We start from the raw sequence: 13,845 nt of genomic DNA, 5'->3' as shown, positions 1-13,845 counted from the left end.
ATCTCAGCCTATGTCCTACTTTGACAAACTGTTTGCTAAGTTATTTCCGGGAAAAGACTCGGACAAGGTGACTGCTGTCCATGAGGTACTTAAGCGTAGTCAGCCTACCCAGCAGGCTTATGGAGAATGGAAAGACAGTGCTGATCGTAGTGATCTTATTGAGGAAATTGCTAAAGCTTACTACTATAAAAAGACAGATATCACCTCAGAAATTGATGTACATCTGTTCAATACTGCCTACGCCAATGGCTTTGCCATTACTTATCATGAAAAAATAGGCAGGAAATCTTTTCAGCACCTTACTGACTATTTTAGAGATAAAGTATTACAAATGGGCTACCGCCTGGTGAATGCTGACCGTCGAATTCTGGACCGGGAAAGTTATGTGGAGACTATTGAAAAGTACTACCTGAAGCCACCACTCAGTGCCGATGATCTAACACAAGAGTCTGTACAGGCCAATCAGATGTTTGGAAATATTGCCATTGAACATGTACAGATTGATAGTCAGCCCAGTTACCTGAAAGTACTGGCCAGTATCTACTCCGACCGTCAGTTTCAGGAAGCCGACAGCTATGATGATTTTGTCTCAGCCCTTTTTCATCAATGAATGAGCAGCTTACGCTTTTGCTCAAAATCGTTTCCCTGGATTTGTAAAATGTACATACCCGCTGCCAGCGTTCCGGTGTCTACCACCCAGTTTCCTTCCTCCTGATCCAGATAAGTACTTACCGAAAACTTTTTTCCGGCAGCATCTATCATCCATACCGCTTCCGGAACTTGCTCTGAGGGCAATATAAAATTAACTTTTTCTTCTGCCGGCACCGGATAGACATTGAAAACCAACGCTTCCTCCTCATCTTCACAACCTGATTCCAGGTAGGCTTCCACTTCCAGACGGATATTGTCAAGCCTCGCGTATAGATTATCGCCCGGGCATTCTGTGGCACAGCCATTACGATGCCCCGCGATTACTCCCAGATTACTATTAGCCGGATGGCTGCTGCTTACCAAAGGGTCAAGCGATTCTTTATGCAGTTTCCAGCCAGTCAGCCTCACGAGAGAAGTCAGAGAAGTATCAGTAGGTACGGCAGTGTTATAATTACCCAGCATGCATATGCCCATAGTTCCGGAGTTTTGTCCACAGAAATGCGCCCCACGGATAGCATCATTTTCAATTTCATCATTAGTAAAACTTCTTCCCTGGAAGATGGTACCATCCTGCGCAATCAGATAATTGTAGCCAATATCCGACCAGCCCCTTTCCTGAGTATGGAATAAGTAGATGTTGCGAACGGTATTCACATAATCCGTACTTGTGTTAGAACCTGCCGAATGATGCACAATCACATGTTCCACATCAGTTTCTACCCTGGTGTAAGAAGGTTCTGGAAGTCCTTCGCGCCAAACTGAGGTACGAACTAAGTCGGGCAATTCACAAACTCCATTTTGCTTTACTTTCGCTTGCTTCTTTTGCTCCTGCATTCGCATATTGGCTTTGCTTCTTCCTTGCTCAGCATTGAGCAGAGAGAAAGAAACTTTACCGCTGATGCTTGCCGGATAAAAGCTAAAGCTGGGCTGGGCTCGGTCCAAAATAAGCAAAACGGACTGTTTGAAGTTATCTTCTTCGGGTTGGTGCTCATCCTCTCGCAGGAAAAATGTATCTTGATCCACAATTATATAAGCTCCGTCAAAATCCAGCTCAGCTTCAATGCTCACCGCCAAAGCGGTAAAGCTAAAGTCAGGTTGGATGACATACTGCTTTGTTGAATCTACGTAAGCTTCCTGTCGGCTGTAATATGGTGCATTGGCCGAAGTTTGTCTGGTGTTGAGACTCTTAGTATTTTGGGCAAATACCGATAGAGAAATGCCACAAAAGCATAATATTTGTAGTGTAGCGAACCGTAAGTAGCCGGAAGCAGTTGATGCCATGCGGTATGTTGATTATGGTAAAAAAATCTAAGTTAAACTTAGCTAACGTCGTATTCAAAATATTATTCCAATACTAATTAAATTAAACACTTTTACAATGATGATCTCCAAGACATATTTATTGGTAGTTTTCTTTTTGATGAGTTGCCAGTCAGTACCTTCAGCAGGCGTACCTGCGGCTGATGACAAGCCCATTCAAATCTTTAAGACTTCTTTGCAAATCACGGTAAGAGACAATCTTGGCAATAGTGTAGAAGGGGCAGAAGTGCAGATATTTACCAATAAAGAAGACTATCAGAAAGAAGAAAACCCGGTACAGGGTATCAAATACACTGATGACAAAGGCCGTGTGAAATTTTCTGAACTGGACACTCAGGAGTATTACATCAATGTAGAAAAGGGCGATATGAACAATTATGGTGCGGGTATTAAGACTGACCAGCTAACCGAAAAAAGAAATAACAAAGTAACTATCATCATTGAGTAATGATTTCGTTATCAGATTTAGATAAATACCGATTCCAGTTTGAAATACAGGTAAGATACTCGGATATGGACATGCTTGGCCATGCCAACAATGCGGTATACCTGACTTATCTGGAACTGGCACGATTGGGATATTTTAAAGAAGTAATCCGGCAGGAATGGAAAGAGGTGGCTCTGGTACTGGCTCATGCCAGCATGGACTATAAAATTCCCGTAACACCGGAGGTGACTCCAGTAGCGCATATCAGAACGACTAAGTTGGGCAACTCCAGCATGCATGTGGAAAATATGATTACTAATAAGGAGGGTAGCATACTGTTTTTCTCTTCTACTATGATATTGGTAGCCATTAACACCAAAACCGGAAAGTCAACCCCGATTCCTGAATCAGAAAAACAAAAAGTAATTGCCTATGAACCAGCTTTGGAAGCAGTATAGCAGTAAGTTTACTTTGTGGATGATGGTATTAGTGATCACTGCTACTGCCTGCGCTACACCAGAAGCTCCCGACTTTAATGGAGTAAAAAACTTTAAAATAGATGTACAGGGTCTGAGCAAAGCTCAGATCAATGGAGATGCTATTTTTTTTAATCCTAACAAGCAAAAGATCAAAATCCGGCAGGTAGATGTCAGCGTGTTTGTGGAGGGAGAAAAGGTGAAGGACATCAGTCAGGAGTTTGACATCACTGCCATGCCCAATAGCGAGTTTGTAATACCCATAGATGTTACCCTTTCGCTGGGTGATCTCAATATGAACTTACTCAATACTGCACTCAGCATGCTTAATGGCGCTACAAAAAAGGTACGTTACGAAGGAAGAGCCCGTGTGACTGTTAATGGGCTGCCCTTCAGAGTGCCTTTTGAACATGAGGATGAGGTAAAGATAGATCTCTAGCTATTCCAGTAAGCATCCATATAACTCTCTTTCAACTCTAGCTTGCGGCCATCCCAGCTTTCCTGCTTGAGCAGAATGTTGGGGTAGCTTCCGCTGAACCAGTAAATATTCGTCTTTTCCTCATCCAATTGCACCTCCACTTTCCAGACATCGGATACTTGACTCATATCGTAGGCGGTGTTCAGTTGTAAGCCATTAGCTTTGCTCACATTAAATGTCGCCTCATAAACCTTAGGCTCGGTAGCTTTGCTATTTACCTGTGATTCAGCTACGGATTGCTGAAAGCTCAGGCCATCCTGAAAGTTTAGCGCCCGCAGGGAATGTGAAAGCTGGTCTTCAAACATAATATTACCTTCTACAGTCATCTGGCCGATGCCTTGTCCATCCCAGTAACTATTGTAGCCAAACTCATAATTTCTGCCCTGATCTAAGAAATATTTGGAAGTATTGCCACACCATTCTTGGGAGGTATTAGTCAGTTTGTAAACAGTAGAAGGTTGTTCTCTTTTATAAAAAATACTGGTGAGATAATGATAAGGGTAATTGTCTGTTGGGATACGACAAAACTTATTGATTTTCATCACATCAAACAGGTCATTACGGTCGTAATCATCTGTTTTGACTTTAAATTCTTTATTAAAGGTTTCTTTAACAAGAATATAGACATACTCAAAATCACGCGGCTTGCCGTAAACCACTCTTTGTGCCTCATATTTGGCTACCTCAGCTTCGCCCTGATCCCATTTGGCATCCATAGCCCAGTCCTGATTAAAATATTGGGCTGCGCTTACAGTACTCTTGGCATTGCTTCCGGTACAGGCATACAGGCTGGTCATGGCAGCCAGAAAAAGTAACAGCATGCTTATGTTTTCGTCTATTGCGCTTTTCATGGTAGCATTTGTTCTAAAGTTTGTTTTACTAACTGACGATCATTGTCGCCATACAAGACTATACGAATATGCTGCACAGAGGATAGCTGCACCGCTACTTTTTGAATGGTCTGCAACATCACCTGAGCAGCTTCTTTCAGAGGATAACCAAAAATTCCGGTAGAAATAGCGGGAAAAGCGATTGATTTCAATTGATGATCGTCTGCCAGTTGCAGAGCATTTTCATAACAATTGGCCAGTAAGCGGTCTTCAGGTTTATCTCTTCCATATACCGGTCCCAAACAGTGAATTACTTTTTGATTGGGCAGCTGAAAAGCATCGGTGATTACGGCTTCCCCGGGTGTGATGGGTGCCAGTGGTCTACAGGCTTTTTCCAGTTCAGGACCCGCTGCACGATGGATAGCTCCCGCTACTCCTCCTCCACTCATAAGCTGCGCATTGGCAGCATTCACTACTGCATCTATCCCCTCCTGATTACTGATATCTCCTTGAATGATTTCTACTTTTACTCCTGAAAATTGCGTATCCATATCCTCAAAATTTTGCTGTTCAACTTAACGCATCGTTTCTAAGTCTTTCTCTTCGTCTACGTCTGTCAGCTCCGGCAGAATATAACAGTTTAATCCTTCTTTTTTGATGGATTCTATGGTTTGCTCCAATACTTTGGAAGTACTCCAGTCTTTATCGCGAAAAAGATTGGGGTATGGCTTTTTCATACCTAACAAATAATAGCCTCCATCAGTAGAGGGGCCCACAACTATATCGTGCTGCTCCAACTCAGCAAAAGCCTGTTCAATAATCTTGGTTGTCAGCTCATAGCAGTCACTACCAATAATACATACTTTTTTATAGCCAGATTCCAGTCTTTCTTTAAAAGCCTGGAGCATGCGCACTCCCAAATCTCCTTCTGATTGTAAGGCTTTCAGATAACGCTCCTCTTCCCAGATATCATGGTAAACAATCTCAGGGGTATAGTAGACAATTTTATCTTGTTTTAGCAACTGGGTGATCGCGTAGGTACGTTCCAGCAGTTTGCGGTAAACTTCCAGTGCTTTTTCTCCGCCTATGCTATCAGCCAGCCGTGTTTTGACTTTGCCTAATTCAGGTTTTTTTACAAAAATAATCAGTGATGCTTCAGTCATAAAAAACAGGGTAACCTTTAGCTTTCCAGTTACGCATACCTCCCTCAAGGTTATGTACATTTTCGTAACCGGCTTCCAGCAGCTGTGTACCTACCCGATTGCTACGACCACCGGAAAGACAATACACAATAATTTCCTTGTCTTTGGGAATATCTTCAACCTCTTTCAACTGAAAAGTCTCAAAGTTGACGAAACGTGCGTCTTTAAGATGTCCGGTTTCATACTCTTCCACCGAGCGGGTATCCAGAAGGATGAATTCATCTTCCTTGTCCTGAAGGCGTTCCTTTAAGTTTTCAGCTTTGATAGTCGGTACTTTATCAACCTCCTGTTCAGGAATTTGTTTCTTAGGCGTAGCCAAAACAAAGAGTGTGGCGACTACCAGGCTTACTCCCGCACTCAGGCTGAAAAGGATGTGTTTTTTACTCATGGTTTATCTTTTATTGTGTTTCTGATCGTTTTACAAGGATTACCCAGTCTTCATCCGGAGTAGAGGGGGGATTTCCCAACGATATTTGCCCGGGACCATTAATTTCAGTTTGCGAACCCTGTAGTAAACCTTCTCCAGTTTTTGGGTTGTACCATTGCACTGTAAAGGTAGCTTCATTTTCTTCCAGGTCAAGCTGCACATCCGCACCCTTGCGAGCATAAATGGCATATACTTCTCCGGGCTTGGCAAAGCAGTAAGTTTCCTCTGCATTCACCAGTTCGTTGGCAGACTGCATTTCCCAGAAAGGCAGATGCTCATGAAAAAAGTTTAGCGCATAGCGAGTCTGGTCCCAGATATTATTTCTGGTGCGAAAGGTCTCGGCATTCAGATCATCATTAGGACAGCGGTAGCCAAAATACCATTCTGCCCCTCCGCCACCCGCCATCAGGTTGCCCCACAAAGATTCATAGCGCACTGTATCATGATCAGGATCAATATCATCAGGCAAAACGCCGTGATAATGCGGGCCGATCTCATCCAGATTGACTACCCATTGCTTACCAGCTTCGCCCGAAGCCTCAATCCAATGCTTCGTATCTTCATGTACATCGCTAGTTGGGCTGATTTGTAAAGAAGGGCCGTCCAGATACTCAAATCCCAGTAAAGCATCCAGAATTTCGTAGCGGGGAGTAGGTGCAGCATGGGTGTGCAGTACCACAAAGTTCTGGTAAGGGTCAGTCTGCTTGATATAAGAGATCATCGCTTTGCGCTGGGCATCATCCTGAGCCTCCGGCGTAAAATCCGCATAACCATTTTCTTCTCCCATATTCCAGGTCACTGCCAGGTGATGGGCAAAACGGGCAATGAGTTCGCGGTAATAAAGTTTGCGCTGTGTACCGGTATCTCCGCCATCCAGCAGCAGTTCATTTTCAGTCTCCTGCGTCACAATATGCAGCATAATGCCCAGGCTATCAGCATGAGAAAATACTTTATCCCACTGCGCAAGTTTGCTACAATCAAAGCGATAGCGTTCATCATAACTGGTATAAGGCCACACATCTTTCCCATCTCCTCCGATGTTGAGCGTCAGGAAATAAGAAGAGTTCATCCCTTTTTCTGCCAGATAATTATATGCGCCTATAAGCCCCTTACCTTTCCCCCCCTGCCAACTGGGGTCACCTTCGTTCCAGTCCTGTACATGATCTTCGTAACGGTGCAGGTCTTTGTCAGCGGCGGCCTCTCCACTCCGCTGTCCTTCTTGCCCACCAAAATAAGTACCGTCAAAACCTTCGTAACCCAACAGGTTTTCCGGGCTGTCCGTTCCTCCTTTGAGATAATATTCTCCGCTTTCAGCAAACTGAAGATAGCGCTCCCCCACGTACCGTAATTTACCTTTGGCACGAAAATCATTTCCACTTTTATCAGAAGGAATCACTTCAAAACTACCGCTGCTGCCATCAAAAGCGACTGCCTCTCCGGCCTGAGGATCATCACTGACAGCGATACTATCGCCTTTACGAAAAGAAACCTCATACTCCCACAGACCTTCGGCATCAGGTGTGAAATGTGCCTGCCAGACATTACCGCTATCGGCACTGCTCTCGGCGGCATTTCCATCAGCAGCGTAGTAGCCAGGAACTTTATAGGTTTTATCCTCATGGCTAAAACTGACCATCATCCGATAGTTGAGAAAAGGATTATCCTCTGCCTGTTCGCTGGTCTGGGGGCCTTCAAAACTGAGGGTGAGAGGATGCCATTTTTGATAAGTAGTGGTTTCTTCTTCTGTATCTGCCGGTCCCTGACAAGCGTAGAAAAATACTGACCCTGATAGAAAAAGAACAAATGAAGTAGTAAGTAGGTTGTGTTTCATCAATGAAAAATATTCAAGTAATGGCGAAAAAATAAGCATTTTTCTCTATTTCTGACTGGTATTTCTGCAAAAATACCATTTACTCCCATGTATCGCAGTTGGGAATTCTCTATATTGCCAACTCTTAAATCAATTTGAAGAACTATAAAGTAAGCGGAGAAAATTGCTCAAGGCAAATCGCTTTTTTTTTCATAAGTTCCATTAAGTGTGTTCAGGCTTTTCAAGCATGGCACGGCAACGTTAAATAATCAACAAAAGACATGAAAGAAACTTTTAAACCTGGCGTATTATACGGCGAAGATCTGAAGCGTTTTTACAGATATGCAAATGAGAAAGGCTTTGCGCTTCCCGCTGTTAATGTAACCGGAACCAACACCATCAATGCGGTACTGGAAACTGCTCGTGAAGTAAACTCTGCCGTAATCATACAATTTTCTAATTCCGGAGCCTCTTTTTATGCTGGCAAAGGGCTAAGCAATGACGGACAACAAGCCTCTATCGCAGGCGCCATTTCCGGGGCCATGCATGTACACGAGCTGGCTAAAAAATACGGCGTGACGGTCATTTTACACACCGACCACTCAGCAAGGAAGCTGCTTCCCTGGATTGATGGCTTACTGGATGCCGGAGAAGCCTACCACAAACAGCACGGCAGGCCTTTGTTTAGCTCTCACATGTTGGACCTTTCGGAGGAGCACATGGAAGAAAATATTGCTACCTGCAAGGAGTATTATGAGCGTATGTACAAACTGGGCATGTCTATAGAAATAGAACTGGGCGTAACCGGCGGTGAAGAAGATGGCGTAGATAATAGCGACGTAGATGCTTCCAAACTGTATACTCAGCCGGAAGAAGTTGCTTATGCGTACAAAGAACTCTCTGAAGTAGGTGATAACTTCACCATCGCTGCCGCTTTTGGTAATGTGCATGGTGTTTATAAACCCGGTAATGTAAAATTAACGCCCAAGATTCTTCTCAATTCACAGGAGTACATCAAAAAAGAGATGGCTACTGCTGAAGATCAGCCTGTGAACTTCGTGTTTCACGGAGGCTCAGGATCTACCCAGGCTGAGATTCGCGAGGCAGTGGGCTATGGCGTAGTGAAAATGAATATTGACACTGACGTACAGTGGGCTTTCTGGGAAGGTATCAAAGATTACTATCAGAGTAAAGAAGCTTACCTACAGGCACAAATCGGTAATCCTGAAGGCGATGATTCTCCTAACAAAAAATTCTACGATCCACGTGTTTGGTTACGCAAAGGAGAAGAGTCAATCGTAAAAAGACTAAAGCAGGCTTTTGACGACCTGAATGCCATCAATTCTATGGAATAGAATAGGCTCACGCTTTTTTAAAAGTTAAAAAAAGCGCATGCTGGTAGTCAGTATGCGCTTTTTTATGTTCATCAAGTCTGCTCATCTTTCGTAACACCCTTCCTGAGTGCCCTCACATCCATCCCTAGCATGCTGCATATCAGAAAGTTATAGCAATATTTATCGTGTCTGCTATTTCCTTATAAAAAAATAATCCCTAAATTATTAGAAGGAAAAATCTTGTTATACCTAATTTTTTGCGCTATGAATCTTCAAGATGAATTGATCTACGCTGACAGCAAACGCCAGCAGCGTTTTTTGAATGACAACTCCATTGCTGAATTACAAGAGATACTTCGGAGGGAAAGTAAGCAGGAGAAGCAGGCTCTGCAACACATGGGACTTTTTACCAATACAATTGAACCCGAAAAGGAACATTGGCTGCGGCAGGCTTTGCTTAACCAAAAATATGAAGGAGAAGTATTTCATGTAGATGACATACGGCAGGTTTGTATGGCTTATAATATGCGTATGCTACCCAGCCATTTGTATCGCGGGCCTATAGACACGCAATTTGCACCCAGGGTTAAAAACTTTCAGCGTACTTATCATCTTTCGGATGAGGAAGTAGCGGAAGACTTTGTTATCGTTGCTCCCGGAGAAACCTTTGAACTGGAAGAACGACAGCGCCCGCTCGCAGACCTTGACCCTATCCTGCTCTATCGTGTAGATGATCATTTCTACAAGCTGGTCCACCAGTGGGGAGGAGAATTGAATGTATTCCGCTACATCTCTTCCTGGAAAAAGCGTGACCTCTGGAATATGACCTGCCACTGGTTCGTCATGAGTTTTATGGTAACAATGATTTTACTAGGCTTTCTGGTAGATGGCCTTAGCAATGCCGTAACCCTTTCATTGCTTATCTCCGGCCTTATCGCCTGGATGTATTATTCATCCTTCAGAGATAGTCCTGATGAGCTGAGACATCGTTTCTCGCGTTACAACTGGAACCAGAAATGGACATATTGAGAAAAGTATTACTCATCGCTTTTTATGTATGTATTATTGCCGCAGGGGTCGTAGGTTTTCTTGCCTTAAGATCCATGCGGCAAATCCCTGCTCCTCCGCAGGATACGCTTCAGCAAAAGGATGAAGTCCCTCCCTCAGACTCTACCCTTAGCACTACCTACCCTCTTGAGGATTCGGTTCTCAAGGAATAATGCTTCCAAAGTTCGTAGGCCAATACCAGCAGTACCAAACTGTATTCTAGTACAGTAATGAGCATCACTTCCTCAAAGCCTTCTGCGCTATAGCCTGCATAGGAGAAAAAGATCAGCCACGACCAGACGATCATAAAACGGTAATGCGTAAATAGGCTGAAAGCAATCAGAGGAGCGATGTACCAGGGATGAACGGTAGTAGACAAGGCCAGATAAATGAGCCATATCCATATCCAGGCAGCCGGAAGTTTTTCTTTACGTTCCAGTACCGAAAAAAGAACAATGCCTAAAAAGGTACTGGCTGCCAGCCATTTTCCTGCGGTGCCAATGATATTGTACCCCTTTAGCACATAACCAAATTCCCGTACGATATAGTAGATACTGGCATTGAACTCAAACTTCTGAAAATATAGCCCAATGCTCTCTCCTATGCCTCTGAGCAATTCCATGTTGAGTAGAGGTATAAACAAAAGCAGTGTGAATAACCCAGTGACTATATAAAACCAAATGGCTTTTTTTAGTCCCAGACGACGCATATAAAGGGGTAATAAAATCAGCGGTAGTAGTTTGGTGGCTACAGCCAAAGCAAAGCTAATCGCGCTGGGCAACCAGTGTACTCTTCTCAGAAAGAAATAGCTTAGCAGCAGGAAAAAAATCATCAGGGCTTCAAAGTGTAAGTTGCCACTTAGCTCAAGGATGATAAGTGGGTTGAGGGCATACAGCAAAGTTCTTTTGATAGGAAGATCCTGTCTCCGGGCGAACTGGAAGAGTAGGCTGATGCTTCCTGCCTCGGCCAGCAGTATACATATCCTGATCAGAACGATGCTTCCCAAAATAGAATCCGGGTAAACCCAGGCCGCCAGCGCAAAAACCGCCTGATTGACCGGGGGATAAATAGAAAAGTAACCGGGCGAGTTGAGCTGCTGAAAGAGGCTCTCGTCAATACCCTGTAACTGCTCATGCAGTCCCTGCTGTATAATTTCTGAAGGCAGATAAGCAAAAGGATGTATGCCCTGTACCAACAATCTTCCATCCCAGATGAAGCGGTAAATATCATCTGACAGATTAGGAATAGCAGGCATTAAAACAATACGTACCAGGCCACTCACTCCCAGCATTACCCACAGTTGTTTATCATTCGCTGTCAATTTGTATATACCCGCATAGGCAGCGAAGGCCAGAGAATAAGTGAGCAGCAGCGGAAAAGTTTGAAAGCGCTCCAGCCCATAAGTGATGTATACTATACAGGCAAATAGTACGCCTGCTAGTAAGTACAGCAGTATTGTACGCTTCTCAGGCATATCGGGCTGCCTTAAAAGAATAGAGGGCTACCGCTCCAAAACCAAAAGCCAGCATAGTGTGGAACAGCAACAGGCCATAGTCAGCGACAAAAAAGGCGGAGAAGCTTCCAAATATAAAGTAAAAAGCCAGCAATACTTCCAGCCAGGTTATCGGACTTAGCTTACGGTGTAGATAAACATTTTTCTTCCACTGCCCTTTTACATTGGTCACGTTGAATTTGGGCGTTCGCAGAAATGGAGATTTAAAACCTAAAAGTCCTTCTGCTACTGCCAGTGCATTATGCAGTGAAAGCCCCATCGTAATGGCCAGGAAGAGAGGATAGTGCTTGACAAAATACCGAAGCTTACGTTCTTTAATTACTCGGCTAGTAGCAATCCAGTAAAACACTCCGATAGAGAAAAAGCCGATTACAAACACCGCCCCCATTTTAAAGAAAGTATTCAGATAGGGATGCTGTTGTTTGATGAATAGCATAGGCACACTGAGGATAGCCCCCAGCAATAGAAACAGAAATACCGAAGAGTTAAAAAGGTGCATGATCGCATGTATGCGATTGACCCAGCCTATTTTCCGTTGAGGGTGATTTTCAAAAACATGGCTGAGATGCTTACGGGCGCACTCCGCTGCGCCTTTGTTCCAGCGAAACTGCTGCGACTTAATAGCCGGCATCAGGATAGGCAACTCTGCCGGAGCCTCTACTTCTTCCAGATAGGTGAACTCCCAACCCTTCATCTGTGCCCGATAGCTCAGGTCAAGATCTTCAGTAAGCGTATCATCTGACCAACCGCCAGCATCAACAATACAGGCTTTTCTCCATACCCCTCCGGTGCCATTAAAATTGATAAAACTCCCGGCATGGCTTCGCCCCCCTTGTTCTATGGTAAAATGCCCATCCAGGCCAAAAGCTTGCAGGCGGGTAAGTAAAGAATAGTCCTTATTGATATGTCCCCAACGGGTTTGTACCATACCAATTTTCTCATTGACGAAGTGGGGGATAGTTTTCTTTAAAAAGTCCGGTGAAGGTAAAAAGTCAGCATCAAATATGGCAATAAATTCTCCCTTTGCTTTTTTCAGTCCATAGGCTAAAGCCCCTGCTTTAAAGCCTTTGCGCTCCGGTCGGCGAATATACCGGATATTTATCCCTTGCTTTTGATAGACAGTTAGTTTAGCAGCAATAAGCCTTACCGTTTCGTCAGTAGAATCATCCAAAACCTGTATCTCCAGTTTATCCCGAGGATAGCTGATTTTAGCAACCGCATCAATAAGACGCTCTACTACATAAAGTTCGTTATAGATTGGTAGTTGGATGGTAACGGCAGGCCATTCCTCTAAGTCCAAAGGAATAGCCGCCTTCTTCTCTTTCAATCGGCGCAGATAATGCCAAGTCAGGTGCAATTGCCCCAGGCTAAAAAGAAAGATAAAAAGTAAGCAGAGTAAATATCCTATCGCAATCAGGATTTCCATAAAATCATTTATTCAAAAGAAGGCATGCTTCTAACTATTAGGTTCACTTTCCACACTCGGCTAATTAGTATATAGTAGCCGAGCCTAAATCTTTTTGTTCGTTTCCCATACTTTTTTCTGTAAAGAAAACAGCAAAAGGCTCCTTATTTCATAACATGCTTTCACATTAAGTTAATGCAGTTTTACCTTCTTCTTTCATTACAGTGTTGTTATAAAGGTCTTCAATGGGAAAGCATAGCTCAAAATCATTCCAGTCAAGATTACCTCCCTTGATCTCAAAGTTTTTGAACCGACTTTCATCTAAGTACTTCTGAACAGAAGGGTGTTTAGCTTTTTCAAGAAATGGCTTAAAATCAACCAGTTTTTGATTCCCATCACTAAAGGCTAGGCGGATTGCATAATCACCAATATAATGCGCTTCTTTAACAGCAATTTGGCTCCCTTCGCCTGTATACCTTTCTGTGATCTTCATATCTAAAGTTTTTTAGTAATCTTTTCAAAATCAATTTCTTTATGATACACAAAGTAATCTATCCATTTCTCTACAATTGCATCTGCATAGTGCTTGAGAAACACCTTTAAATTGTTTAGCTCCTTCCCTTTGATTGGCTTTTTCCCTTTTACATTAGTAATAATCACTTCTTTTACCTCCTTATTTACGATTATGATCTCAGCTTTACTCTCATATTCACCACTTCTGGCATGTACATGAATAGGCTCATGTTCATTGGAGTAAAAGAAAAGGATAATTCCGAGGTATTCATACAACTTTGGCATTCTTACCTTTATGCTTTTCTTGAGTTATACATGTACATAAGGACAACTTTCATTCTTTAAATGGACCTTGTAGTATAAAAGATTCATCAACAGACTTGCCTTCATTTTTAGCTTTCAATAGGTAAAA

At 43.2% G+C, this 13,845-nt stretch carries 17 protein-coding genes; 7 read left to right on the top strand and 10 right to left on the bottom strand.

Features of this window, described 5'->3' with window-relative positions:
- Positions 1 to 10 precede the first annotated feature (10 nt).
- Positions 11 to 610, top strand: a complete 600-nt coding sequence (locus WJR50_RS02775) for a hypothetical protein (protein ID WP_341291689.1) — start codon at positions 11 to 13, stop codon at positions 608 to 610.
- Here the strand turns inward: WJR50_RS02775 and WJR50_RS02770 are convergent.
- Positions 604 to 1,932, bottom strand: a complete 1,329-nt coding sequence (locus WJR50_RS02770; protein ID WP_341291688.1) for an N-acetylmuramoyl-L-alanine amidase — start codon at positions 1,930 to 1,932, stop codon at positions 604 to 606. The genes WJR50_RS02775 and WJR50_RS02770 overlap by 7 nt on opposite strands.
- A 97-nt stretch (positions 1,933 to 2,029) precedes the next feature.
- Here WJR50_RS02770 and WJR50_RS02765 point away from each other — a divergent pair, with 97 nt between their 5' ends.
- The 3 genes from WJR50_RS02765 to WJR50_RS02755 are packed head-to-tail and all read left to right on the top strand — an operon-like array spanning position 2,030 to position 3,313.
- Positions 2,030 to 2,419 carry a carboxypeptidase regulatory-like domain-containing protein gene (locus tag WJR50_RS02765; protein ID WP_341291687.1) on the top strand — a complete coding sequence of 130 codons (390 nt, stop codon included), beginning with the start codon at positions 2,030 to 2,032 and terminating at the stop codon, positions 2,417 to 2,419.
- Positions 2,419 to 2,856, top strand: coding sequence for an acyl-CoA thioesterase (locus WJR50_RS02760; RefSeq protein ID WP_341291686.1), 438 nt, complete (start codon positions 2,419 to 2,421; stop codon positions 2,854 to 2,856). Before WJR50_RS02765 ends, WJR50_RS02760 begins: the two co-directional genes overlap by 1 nt.
- Positions 2,831 to 3,313 (top strand): LEA type 2 family protein, encoded by a 483-nt coding sequence (locus WJR50_RS02755; protein WP_341291685.1) that lies wholly within the window; start codon positions 2,831 to 2,833, stop codon positions 3,311 to 3,313. Before WJR50_RS02760 ends, WJR50_RS02755 begins: the two co-directional genes overlap by 26 nt.
- Here WJR50_RS02755 and WJR50_RS02750 read toward each other — a convergent pair.
- From WJR50_RS02750 to WJR50_RS02730, 5 genes are read right to left on the bottom strand one after another with little or no spacing between them, the layout of a single operon-like run.
- Positions 3,310 to 4,203, bottom strand: a complete 894-nt coding sequence (locus tag WJR50_RS02750; protein WP_341291684.1) for a hypothetical protein — start codon at positions 4,201 to 4,203, stop codon at positions 3,310 to 3,312. The two genes, WJR50_RS02755 and WJR50_RS02750, sit on opposite strands and share 4 nt — an antisense overlap.
- Positions 4,200 to 4,733 carry a macro domain-containing protein gene (locus WJR50_RS02745; RefSeq protein ID WP_341291683.1) on the bottom strand — a complete coding sequence of 178 codons (534 nt, stop codon included), beginning with the start codon at positions 4,731 to 4,733 and terminating at the stop codon, positions 4,200 to 4,202. The genes WJR50_RS02750 and WJR50_RS02745 overlap by 4 nt, the downstream gene beginning before the upstream one ends.
- Before the next feature lie 24 nt (positions 4,734 to 4,757).
- A complete protein-coding gene (locus WJR50_RS02740; RefSeq protein ID WP_341291682.1) occupies positions 4,758 to 5,345 on the bottom strand; it encodes a TIGR04282 family arsenosugar biosynthesis glycosyltransferase in 588 nt (195 codons plus the stop codon).
- Complete coding sequence (locus WJR50_RS02735) at positions 5,338 to 5,772, bottom strand: rhodanese-like domain-containing protein (protein WP_341291681.1); 435 nt, start codon at positions 5,770 to 5,772, stop codon at positions 5,338 to 5,340. The genes WJR50_RS02740 and WJR50_RS02735 overlap by 8 nt, the downstream gene beginning before the upstream one ends.
- 10 nt (positions 5,773 to 5,782) lie before the next feature.
- On the bottom strand, positions 5,783 to 7,642 hold the full coding sequence (locus WJR50_RS02730; protein WP_341291680.1) for a DUF5060 domain-containing protein: 1,860 nt from the start codon (positions 7,640 to 7,642) through the stop codon (positions 5,783 to 5,785).
- 260 nt (positions 7,643 to 7,902) lie between these two features.
- Between WJR50_RS02730 and fbaA the strand changes: the two genes are divergently transcribed.
- The 3 genes from fbaA (at position 7,903) to WJR50_RS02715 (ending at position 10,175) form a co-directional block, all read left to right on the top strand.
- Entirely contained in the window at positions 7,903 to 8,976 is a 1,074-nt protein-coding gene (gene fbaA / locus WJR50_RS02725; RefSeq protein ID WP_341291679.1) for a class II fructose-bisphosphate aldolase, read from the top strand.
- 243 nt (positions 8,977 to 9,219) lie between these two features.
- Positions 9,220 to 9,984, top strand: coding sequence for a hypothetical protein (locus WJR50_RS02720; protein ID WP_341291678.1), 765 nt, complete (start codon positions 9,220 to 9,222; stop codon positions 9,982 to 9,984).
- Entirely contained in the window at positions 9,972 to 10,175 is a 204-nt protein-coding gene (locus WJR50_RS02715; protein WP_341291677.1) for a hypothetical protein, read from the top strand. Before WJR50_RS02720 ends, WJR50_RS02715 begins: the two co-directional genes overlap by 13 nt.
- Here WJR50_RS02715 and WJR50_RS02710 read toward each other — a convergent pair.
- The 4 genes from WJR50_RS02710 to WJR50_RS02695 all read right to left on the bottom strand — a co-directional run bounded on the left by WJR50_RS02710 (position 10,142) and on the right by WJR50_RS02695 (position 13,718).
- Positions 10,142 to 11,476, bottom strand: coding sequence for an MptA/MptB family glycosyltransferase (locus WJR50_RS02710; RefSeq protein WP_341291676.1), 1,335 nt, complete (start codon positions 11,474 to 11,476; stop codon positions 10,142 to 10,144). The genes WJR50_RS02715 and WJR50_RS02710 overlap by 34 nt on opposite strands.
- On the bottom strand, positions 11,469 to 12,941 hold the full coding sequence (locus tag WJR50_RS02705) for a cellulose synthase family protein (RefSeq protein ID WP_341291675.1): 1,473 nt from the start codon (positions 12,939 to 12,941) through the stop codon (positions 11,469 to 11,471). Before WJR50_RS02705 ends, WJR50_RS02710 begins: the two co-directional genes overlap by 8 nt.
- Before the next feature lie 166 nt (positions 12,942 to 13,107).
- Positions 13,108 to 13,413: a DUF2442 domain-containing protein gene (locus WJR50_RS02700; protein WP_341291674.1), complete on the bottom strand. Its 306-nt coding sequence runs from the start codon at positions 13,411 to 13,413 to the stop codon at positions 13,108 to 13,110.
- 2 nt (positions 13,414 to 13,415) lie between these two features.
- Positions 13,416 to 13,718: a DUF4160 domain-containing protein gene (locus WJR50_RS02695; protein WP_341291673.1), complete on the bottom strand. Its 303-nt coding sequence runs from the start codon at positions 13,716 to 13,718 to the stop codon at positions 13,416 to 13,418.
- Between the last annotated feature and the right edge of the window lie 127 nt (positions 13,719 to 13,845).

The sequence above is a fragment of the Catalinimonas locisalis genome, from assembly GCF_038039535.1.
GTDB lineage: Bacteria > Bacteroidota > Bacteroidia > Cytophagales > Cyclobacteriaceae > Catalinimonas.
Note: the sequence above shows the minus strand (reverse complement) of the source record. Positions and strands in the feature narration are given on the sequence as shown.

Bases quoted from the DNA above. Each gene is read 5' to 3' on its own strand.
- WJR50_RS02745 (WP_341291683.1), bottom strand. From the start codon at position 4,733: ATGGATACGCAATTTTCAGGAGTAAAAGTAGAAATCATTCAAGGAGAT.
- WJR50_RS02775 (WP_341291689.1), top strand. From the start codon at position 11: ATGTCCTACTTTGACAAACTGTTTGCTAAGTTATTTCCGGGAAAAGAC.
- WJR50_RS02695 (WP_341291673.1), bottom strand. From the start codon at position 13,718: ATGCCAAAGTTGTATGAATACCTCGGAATTATCCTTTTCTTTTACTCC.
- WJR50_RS02735 (WP_341291681.1), bottom strand. From the start codon at position 5,772: ATGAGTAAAAAACACATCCTTTTCAGCCTGAGTGCGGGAGTAAGCCTG.
- WJR50_RS02755 (WP_341291685.1), top strand. From the start codon at position 2,831: ATGAACCAGCTTTGGAAGCAGTATAGCAGTAAGTTTACTTTGTGGATG.
- WJR50_RS02700 (WP_341291674.1), bottom strand. From the start codon at position 13,413: ATGAAGATCACAGAAAGGTATACAGGCGAAGGGAGCCAAATTGCTGTT.
- WJR50_RS02770 (WP_341291688.1), bottom strand. From the start codon at position 1,932: ATGGCATCAACTGCTTCCGGCTACTTACGGTTCGCTACACTACAAATA.
- WJR50_RS02740 (WP_341291682.1), bottom strand. From the start codon at position 5,345: ATGACTGAAGCATCACTGATTATTTTTGTAAAAAAACCTGAATTAGGC.
- WJR50_RS02750 (WP_341291684.1), bottom strand. From the start codon at position 4,203: ATGAAAAGCGCAATAGACGAAAACATAAGCATGCTGTTACTTTTTCTG.
- WJR50_RS02760 (WP_341291686.1), top strand. From the start codon at position 2,419: ATGATTTCGTTATCAGATTTAGATAAATACCGATTCCAGTTTGAAATA.
- fbaA (WP_341291679.1), top strand. From the start codon at position 7,903: ATGAAAGAAACTTTTAAACCTGGCGTATTATACGGCGAAGATCTGAAG.
- WJR50_RS02715 (WP_341291677.1), top strand. From the start codon at position 9,972: ATGGACATATTGAGAAAAGTATTACTCATCGCTTTTTATGTATGTATT.
- WJR50_RS02720 (WP_341291678.1), top strand. From the start codon at position 9,220: ATGAATCTTCAAGATGAATTGATCTACGCTGACAGCAAACGCCAGCAG.
- WJR50_RS02765 (WP_341291687.1), top strand. From the start codon at position 2,030: ATGATGATCTCCAAGACATATTTATTGGTAGTTTTCTTTTTGATGAGT.
- WJR50_RS02705 (WP_341291675.1), bottom strand. From the start codon at position 12,941: ATGGAAATCCTGATTGCGATAGGATATTTACTCTGCTTACTTTTTATC.
- WJR50_RS02710 (WP_341291676.1), bottom strand. From the start codon at position 11,476: ATGCCTGAGAAGCGTACAATACTGCTGTACTTACTAGCAGGCGTACTA.
- WJR50_RS02730 (WP_341291680.1), bottom strand. From the start codon at position 7,642: ATGAAACACAACCTACTTACTACTTCATTTGTTCTTTTTCTATCAGGG.